Origin of the sequence: Halomonas faecis (assembly GCF_010993975.1) — a bacterium.
In the GTDB taxonomy this organism is placed as follows: domain Bacteria; phylum Pseudomonadota; class Gammaproteobacteria; order Pseudomonadales; family Halomonadaceae; genus Halomonas; species Halomonas faecis.
Map to the genome: position 1 here is coordinate 53,536 of NZ_JAACZO010000012.1, position 7,709 is coordinate 61,244.

At 64.7% G+C, this 7,709-nt stretch carries 9 protein-coding genes and 1 other RNA gene; 4 read left to right on the forward strand and 6 right to left on the reverse strand.

Features of this window, described 5'->3' with window-relative positions; genetic code table 11:
- Positions 1-30 precede the first annotated feature (30 nt).
- Together dnaK and grpE are read right to left on the reverse strand one after the other, a co-directional pair.
- The gene (dnaK, locus tag GFD32_RS08515; protein ID WP_163576134.1) at positions 31-1,968 is read right to left on the reverse strand and encodes a molecular chaperone DnaK; all 1,938 of its coding nucleotides are present in this window, start codon (positions 1,966-1,968) and stop codon (positions 31-33) included.
- Between the two features lie 119 nt (positions 1,969-2,087).
- Positions 2,088-2,735 (reverse strand): nucleotide exchange factor GrpE, encoded by a 648-nt coding sequence (gene grpE / locus GFD32_RS08520; RefSeq protein ID WP_163576135.1) that lies wholly within the window; start codon positions 2,733-2,735, stop codon positions 2,088-2,090.
- A gap of 229 nt (positions 2,736-2,964) precedes the next feature.
- On the opposite strand from grpE, the gene recN reads away from it, so the two are divergent.
- The gene (gene recN / locus GFD32_RS08525) at positions 2,965-4,641 is read left to right on the forward strand and encodes a DNA repair protein RecN (RefSeq protein WP_163576136.1); all 1,677 of its coding nucleotides are present in this window, start codon (positions 2,965-2,967) and stop codon (positions 4,639-4,641) included.
- 81 nt (positions 4,642-4,722) lie between these two features.
- Here recN and fur read toward each other — a convergent pair whose 3' ends face one another.
- Positions 4,723-5,169 carry a ferric iron uptake transcriptional regulator gene (gene fur, locus GFD32_RS08530; protein WP_163576137.1) on the reverse strand — a complete coding sequence of 149 codons (447 nt, stop codon included), beginning with the start codon at positions 5,167-5,169 and terminating at the stop codon, positions 4,723-4,725.
- A 72-nt stretch (positions 5,170-5,241) separates the two neighbouring features.
- On the opposite strand from fur, the gene GFD32_RS08535 reads away from it, so the two are divergent.
- On the forward strand, positions 5,242-5,742 hold the full coding sequence (locus tag GFD32_RS08535) for an outer membrane protein assembly factor BamE (protein WP_163576138.1): 501 nt from the start codon (positions 5,242-5,244) through the stop codon (positions 5,740-5,742).
- 21 nt (positions 5,743-5,763) lie between these two features.
- Here GFD32_RS08535 and GFD32_RS08540 read toward each other — a convergent pair whose 3' ends face one another.
- Positions 5,764-6,084 carry an RnfH family protein gene (locus GFD32_RS08540; RefSeq protein WP_163576139.1) on the reverse strand — a complete coding sequence of 107 codons (321 nt, stop codon included), beginning with the start codon at positions 6,082-6,084 and terminating at the stop codon, positions 5,764-5,766.
- Positions 6,074-6,508, reverse strand: coding sequence for a type II toxin-antitoxin system RatA family toxin (locus GFD32_RS08545; protein WP_163576140.1), 435 nt, complete (start codon positions 6,506-6,508; stop codon positions 6,074-6,076). The genes GFD32_RS08540 and GFD32_RS08545 overlap by 11 nt, the downstream gene beginning before the upstream one ends.
- A 127-nt stretch (positions 6,509-6,635) precedes the next feature.
- Between GFD32_RS08545 and smpB the strand changes: the two genes are divergently transcribed.
- Complete coding sequence (gene smpB / locus GFD32_RS08550; RefSeq protein WP_163576141.1) at positions 6,636-7,127, forward strand: SsrA-binding protein SmpB; 492 nt, start codon at positions 6,636-6,638, stop codon at positions 7,125-7,127.
- Between the two features lie 40 nt (positions 7,128-7,167).
- Positions 7,168-7,546: a transfer-messenger RNA gene (gene ssrA, locus GFD32_RS08555) on the forward strand.
- A gap of 43 nt (positions 7,547-7,589) precedes the next feature.
- Here the strand turns inward: ssrA and GFD32_RS08560 are convergent.
- The coding region (locus GFD32_RS08560; RefSeq protein ID WP_163575429.1) for a transposase at positions 7,590-7,709 on the reverse strand (120 nt) is incomplete at its 5' end.

The following is a 7,709-nucleotide window of genomic DNA, read 5'->3' on the forward strand; positions in this document are numbered from 1 at the left end:
GCTGCCGTCGTCCTGGGCCAGGTCCGGCGGTTACTGCTTCTTCTGGTCGTCGTTGACTTCCTCGTACTCGGCGTCGACCACGTCTTCGTCGGGCTTGCTGGCGCCTTCTCCAGGCTCATCACCGGCTTGCTGCGCCTGCTCGGCATCGGCCTGCTCGGCGTAAAGCTTCTGCGCCAGGTTGCCCGAGGCCTCGGTCAGGGCATCCAGCTTGGCCTGGATGGCTTCCTGATCGTCGCCCTTGACGGCCTCCTCGAGCTCCTCGATGGCGCTCTCGATCTTCTGCTTCTCGTCGTCGCTGGCCTTGTCGCCGGCTTCCTCGAGGGTCTTGCGCGCGGCGTGAACCATGCCGTCGGCCTGGTTGCGCAGTTGGACGAGCTCCTCGAACTTCTTGTCCTCGTCAGCGTGGGCCTCGGCATCGCGAACCATCTGCTCGATCTCATCCTCGGTCAGACCGCTGGAGGCCTTGATGACGATGGACTGCTCCTTGCCGGTGGCCTTGTCCTTGGCGGAGACGTTGAGAATGCCGTTGGCATCCAGATCGAAGGCGACCTCGATCTGCGGCACGCCGCGCGGCGCCGGCGGAATGTCGGCCAGGTCGAAGCGGCCCAGCGACTTGTTGCCGCCCGCCTGCTTGCGCTCGCCCTGGAGCACGTGGATGGTCACGGCGGTCTGGTTGTCGTCCGCGGTCGAGAAGGTCTGGGTCTTCTTGGTCGGGATGGTGGTGTTCTTCTCGATCAGCGGAGTCATCACGCCGCCCAGGGTCTCGATGCCCAGCGTCAGCGGGGTGACGTCGAGCAGCAACACGTCCTTGACGTCGCCGCCCAGCACGCCGCCCTGGATGGCGGCGCCCACGGCCACCGCCTCGTCCGGGTTGACGTCCTTGCGGGCGTCCTTGCCGAAGAACTCGGCCACGGACTTCTGCACCATGGGCATGCGGGTCTGGCCACCGACCAGGATGACGTCGTCGATCTCGGAAGCGGACAGCCCGGCATCCTTGAGCGCGACCTTGCACGGCTCCATGGAGCGCTTCACCAGGTCCTCCACCAGCGACTCCAGCTTGGCGCGGGTCACCTTGACGTTGAGGTGCTTGGGACCGGTGTTGTCCGCCGTGATGTAGGGCAGATTGACGTCGGTCTGCTGGGCGCTGGAGAGCTCGATCTTGGCCTTCTCGGCGGCTTCTTTGAGACGCTGCATGGCCAGGTTGTCGCCGGACAGGTCGATGCCGCTGTCGGACTTGAACTGATCGACCAGGTAGTTGATCAGTGCCAGGTCGAAGTCTTCGCCGCCCAGGAAGGTATCGCCGTTGGTGGCCAGCACCTCGAACTGGGTCTCGCCGTCGACGTCGGCCACTTCGATGATGGAGATATCGAAGGTACCGCCGCCCAGGTCGTAGACGGCAATGGTCTTGTCGCCGCGCGACTTGTCCATGCCGTAGGCCAGCGCCGCCGCCGTGGGCTCGTTGATGATGCGCTTGACCTCGAGGCCGGCGATGCGACCGGCGTCCTTGGTGGCCTGGCGCTGGCTGTCGTTGAAGTAGGCCGGCACGGTGATGACCGCCTCGGTGACTTCCTCACCCAGGTAGTCCTCGGCGGTCTTCTTCATCTTCTTCAGCACTTCGGCGCTGACCTGCGGCGGAGCCAGCTTCTTGCCCTTCACTTCCACCCAGGCGTCGCCGTTGTCGGCCTCGGTGATCTTGTAGGGCACCATCTTGATGTCCTTCTGGACGACGTCGTCCTTGAAGCGACGGCCGATCAGGCGCTTGATGGCGTACAGGGTGTTGTGCGGGTTGGTGACCGCCTGGCGCTTGGCCGCCTGGCCCACCAGCGTTTCGCCGTCGTCAGTGTAGGCGATGATGGAAGGCGTCGTGCGGGCGCCTTCAGCGTTCTCGATCACCTTGGCGCTGTCGCCTTCGAGCAGGGCCACGCAAGAGTTGGTGGTCCCCAGGTCAATACCGATGATGCGTCCCATAGGAAATCCTCGAATTCGTTGCCTTGATCCGTGTCTGCGGCGCTTGCCGCGGGTTTGTCGTCTATCTGGGGGGCGGGGCATGACTTTTCAAGTCCGCCACCACCCTTTCGCTGGGCCCTTCAGTCAGCGCTCTGGCTGACCACGACCATCGCCGGGCGCACCAGGCGGCCGTTGAGCAGGTAGCCCTTCTGCACCACTTCCATGACGCTGTTGGGCTCCATCTCGGGGTTGGGCACCATGGCCATCGCCTCGTGGTACTGCGGATCGAAGGGCTCGCCCTGGGGGTCGACCACTTCGACGCCGAACTTGCCCAGCACGTCGAGCTGCATCTTCAGCGTCATCGACACGCCCTCGCGATGCGCCTCGGTGGCATCTTCGCCCATGGCATCGAGCGCTTTTTCGAGGCTGTCGATGACCGGCAGCAACTCCTTGACGAACTTCTCGAGGGCGAACTTGCGCGCCTTCTCGGCCTCCTGCTCGGCGCGACGACGCACGTTCTGTGCCTCGGCGGCGGCGCGCAGCGCCTGATCCTTGGCATCGGCCAGGCTCTGCTCGAGCTCTTCCACCTTGGCAGCCAGCACTTCGGCCTCGGGGTTGTCGCCGCTCGTCTCGGAGTCGGCGGGTTCGGCCTCGCTGGCGAGCGCCTCGGCCTCGTCGGCACCCTCGATCGCGCCGGCCTCGTCCGGCGCCTGCTCGGGCTGCCCCTCGGCCTCCTGCTCCTGCCTCGCCAGCTCGTCTTCCAGCGGTGTCTGGGATTGCTTGGCCATGAAGGTCTCCTGCAACTGTGTCTCGGCCCGTAATGGCGGGCCATGAACGGGTATCGGTATTAAGGTGGCAATCTGCCGCCTATATGGGGGCCATCGCGTCAATCTCAAGGCAGCCTCCACTGCAGATGTCCCGCGTGCATTGAGAACGCTCCTGAACTACTGTATATAAAACCAATTCAAGTGTACGGACATCCAGGCCCCGGCACGGGCCGGACACCAGGAGGGAGCGATGCTCACGCAGCTAGCCATTCGCGACTACGCCATCGTCGAGTGCCTCGACCTGGAGCTCACCGGCGGCATGACCGCCATCACCGGCGAAACCGGGGCCGGCAAGTCGATCCTGCTCGGTGCGCTGGGACTGTGCCTGGGCGAGCGGGCCGACAGCGCCAGCGTGCGCCACGGTTGCGAGCGCGCCGATGTCAGCGCCCGCTTCGAGATCGCCGGGCTGCCAGCGGCAAAGGCCTGGCTGGAGGCTCGCGAGCTGCCCGTCGATGACTGCCTGCTGCGTCGCGTCGTTACCGCCGCCGGCCGCTCCAAGGCATGGATCAACGGCCAGCCGGCAACCATTGCCGACCTCAAGGCGCTGGGCGAATGTCTGGTCGAGATTCACGGCCAGCACGCCCATCAGGCATTGCTGCGCGAGGAGACCCACCAGCGCCTGCTCGACGATGTGGCCGGCCAGCGCACCGCCGTCGCCGAACTCGCCGACACTTTCCACCGCTGGCAGAAGAGCCGACGCCGTCTCAAACAGCTCACGGCCAGCGGCGACGAAGCGGAGGCACGCCGTCAGCTGCTGCGCTATCAGGTGGAGGAGCTCGATCAATTGGCATTGGCTGAAGGCGAGCTGCCCAGCCTGGAGCAGGAGCAGGCCGAGCTCGCCCACGCCGAGGAAACGCTGCGCGACGCCCAGTTCGCCGCCGAGTGCTGCGACCATGACGAGGGGGGTGCCCTGTCGCTGCTCACTCGTGCCACCGGACGGCTCGACGCCCTTCCTTCCCAGGCACGGGAACGGCTCGCGGAGCCCCTGGGCATGCTCGAAGAGGCCCGCATCCAGATCGAAGAGGCCGCCCGTGAGCTGCACCGCTTCGTCGACACCACCGAGCTCGAGCCGGAGCGGCTCGCCTCGGTGGAGTCGCGGCTGGCCGACGTGCACCGCATTGCGCGCAAGCACCACGTCATGCCGGACGAGCTCGAGTCGCATCACCGCCGGCTAAGCATGGAACTCGAGGGGCTCGAGGGCAGCGACCATGAGATCGAGGCGCTGCGTGCCGAGGTGGAGTCCCTGCGCGACAGCTGGCGAAAGCAGGCACAGCAGGTGGGCGAGGCGCGTCGTCAGGCCGCCGGCCGCTTCGCCAAGGCGGTACAGGAGCAGCTCGGCTTGCTCGCCATGGACAAGGCGCGTTTCGAGGTGGAAATCAACGAGCGGGAGACGCCCCAAGCCGAGGGCCTGGAAAGAGTGAGCTTTCTGATCAGCGCCAACCCCGGCCAACCCCCGCGCCCCTTGGCCCGGGTGGCCTCGGGTGGCGAGCTGTCACGCATCAGCCTGGCGATCCAGGTGGTAGCGGCACAGCACTCCACCATTCCCAGCCTGGTGTTCGACGAGGTCGACGTGGGCGTTTCCGGTGCCGTCGCCGAGATCGTCGGTCGCCTGCTGCGCCGTCTGGGTAACGGCGGCCAGGTGATGACCGTGACCCACTTGCCGCAGGTGGCCGCCCAGGCTCATCAGCACCTGCACATCGCCAAACAGGCACGCGAAGACGCCACCCGCACCGAGATGGCACTGCTCGACGAAGCCGGCCGCGTCAGCGAACTGGCCCGCATGCTGGGCGGGGTGAAACTCTCCGACCGCACCCTGGCCCATGCCCGTGAAATGCTCGACGCCGGCCAGTTCAGCGCTCACCACTGAGGGACCGACCCCACGCGCACGACGGCGCCCCGGCACGCTGCAACAGCGTGCCGGGGCGTCGACGATCGAAAAGAAGGCAGACTACTTCTTCTGGATGCCTTCCTGACGCGTGGCGTTCGACCCCTTGGGCCGCACGTATAGCACCAGAGCATGATCGACGAGCTCGTAGCCGTGCTCCTCGGCGATCTCCTGCTGGCGCCGTTCGATGACATCGTCGAAGAACTCGACGATCTCGCCGCTCTCCAGGCACACCATATGGTCGTGGTGCTCCTCCTGGGAGAGTTCGAATACGGCATGCCCACCGTCGAAATTGTGACGGATGACCAGACCGGCCGACTCGAACTGCGTCAGCACGCGGTACACCGTCGCCAGGCCAACGTCTTCGCCGGCATCCAACAGGGTCTTGTAGACATCCTCGGCGCTGAGATGGTGCTGCCCCTCAGCATTCTCGAGGATCTGCAGAATCTTCACGCGCGGCAAGGTGACTTTGAGGCCCGCCTTGCGCAGTTCATGGTTTTGGTCGGCCATGGTCGCTCTTCGCAGTATCAGGTAGGGTCGGGTATGATCGACCGAATCCACGATAGTGAAGAACCGACTCAAATGCAAAAGCTGATCAAAACCGTCTGTCTTACTGCTGCTCTCTCCCTGGCCGGTGGCTGCAGCTACGTAGGTGTCTACAAGCGCGACCTCCCCCAGGGCAACCTGGTGAACGAGGCGATGGTCGAGCAGCTACGGCCCGGCATGAGCCAACAGCAAGTGGTGGACGTGATGGGCCGCCCACTGCTCGAGGCCCCCTTCGATGCCAACCAGTGGGACTATGTCTTCCGCCTCGATGAGGCCTACGGCGACGTGAAGCAGCGCCGTCTGACCCTCACCTTCAATAACGGCCAGCTCGCTGACATCGATCGCGAAGGCGACTTCGAAACCGATATCGAGCTGCGTCCTCAAGAGGGAGCCGGTCCGGCTGTCGAGGGCACCGACCCCACGGAAGCGCTACCGGGCCCGGCCCCCAGCGCGAATCCTGGCGCGCCGGAAACCGGAGGCGCGGTGCCTACCGGCGGTGAACCCTCGTCCGGTGACGATGATGAGCTGATCGACTGATCCCGCCTCCTGGCTACTCGCTCAGCGGCCGGCGCGGGCCCGGCGGGCGGCCTTGGGGTCGATCGTGAGCGGCCGGTAGATCTCGACCCGATCGCCGTCACGCAGACGGTGGTGCTGCGGTTCGCGCAGGCGCTGACCGAAGATGCCGAGCTCGGGCTCAGCGAATGTCGCCGGCACTACCTCCGGAAAGAGCGCCTCGAGCCCGGCCTGCCGCACGGCCTGGCTGGCCGTGGTTCCGACGGGCACCCGCAGCGAGACGATGCGCTGCTTCCCGGGCAGGGCGAAAGCCACCTCGACGGCGAGGGTTGCGCCGCCGGTGCGGCGAACATCGCTAGCGGCCATAGAGCTCATCGGCACGCCGCGTGAAGGAGTCCACCAGCTGTCCGGCCACCTGCTGGAACAGCTTGCCGAATGCCATGCCAAGCAGGCGATTGGCGAACTCGAACTCCAGCTCCAGGCACACCTTGCAAGTGTTCTCGCCCATGGGCAGAAACAGCCAACGCCCGCGCAGGCGCTTGAAAGGGCCGTTGACCAGCGACATCTCGATACGCTCGGGCTCGATCAGGTCGTTGCGCGTCGTGAAGCTCTGCTCGATGCCGGCCCGCCCCAGGGTCATCTCGCCGATCAGGTGCGAATCGTCACGTTCGAGCAACCGCGCATGCCGACACCCCGGCAGGAACTCCGGATAGCGCTCGAAGTCATTGACCAGTTCGAACATGTCCTTTGGCGGGTGCCGCACCAAGGCGGACCGGTTGACCGTTGGCATTGCGCTCTCCGCTGACTTCACTGAACCCAAGGCGTATGATGAGCCGTTGTTTTACGCCTTGAATGGTATCACGCTTCCCCCCACATCGAAGGGTCGAAGCCACCGGCAGAACACGACACGAGGTTCCATGGCCAACAAGAAAGGCAAGGGAAAGGGCCCCGGCAACAACGTCATCGCCCAGAACAAGAAGGCACGTTTCGAGTATCACATCGACGAGACCTTCGAGGCGGGACTGGTGCTCGCCGGCTGGGAGGTGAAGAGCCTGCGCGCCGGCAAGGCGCAGCTCACCGACACCTACATACTGGTCAAGAACGGCGAGGCGTGGCTGCTGGGCAGTCATATCATGCCGCTCAACACCGCCAGCACCCATGAGGTGGCCGATCCCACGCGCACGCGCAAGCTGCTGCTGCATCGCAAGGAAATCGCCAAGATCTTCTCCCGCTCTCAGGAGAAGGGGCATACCTGCGTGCCGCTCAAGCTGTATTGGAAAGGCAATCGCGTCAAGTGCGAGCTGGCGCTGGTGACCGGCAAGAAGCTTCACGACAAGCGCGCCACCGAGAAGGACCGCGACTGGCAGCGCCAGAAAGGCCGCATCATGCGGGAACAAAACCGCGCCTGAGGTGTCCTTGTATTGAACATCCTGATAGGATGTGCGTTACGGGGGCGACATGGTTTCGACGCCGGTGACAACCCCTGCGGTGCATGCCGAGAGCGTGATGTATCTCGTAAATCCAACATCACGATTAAATAGTCGCAAACGACGACACCTACGCTCAGGGCGCGCTGGCAGCTTAAACCTGCTGGCTTCTAGCCCGGCCCCGAAGCGATGTGCCCATTCATCGCGGAGGGGATATGAGCCAAGACTGATGGGATCGCGGTCGGCGGCGTCCTCCCGTCGATCGTTAAACTCTCGAGGAATCGCGCTGCTGAATCCTGCCCGTCGGAGCCAGCAGCGTTAAATGAAAAGACGGACCTAAGCATGTAGAGCCAATGGGCGAGTGCCGGCGGACGCGGGTTCAATTCCCGCCGCCTCCACCACTCAAGTCGAAGAATCAAGCGCCTGCGGGCGCTTTTTTCTGGTTCATCGCACTTTGCCGGGAAACGCGGCACGGATCTTCAGAAAGAAGTACTCCATGTCGCGGTACCCATAGGCCATCCGCTTGATGACCTTGATCCGATTGTTCATGCCCTCCAGCACGCT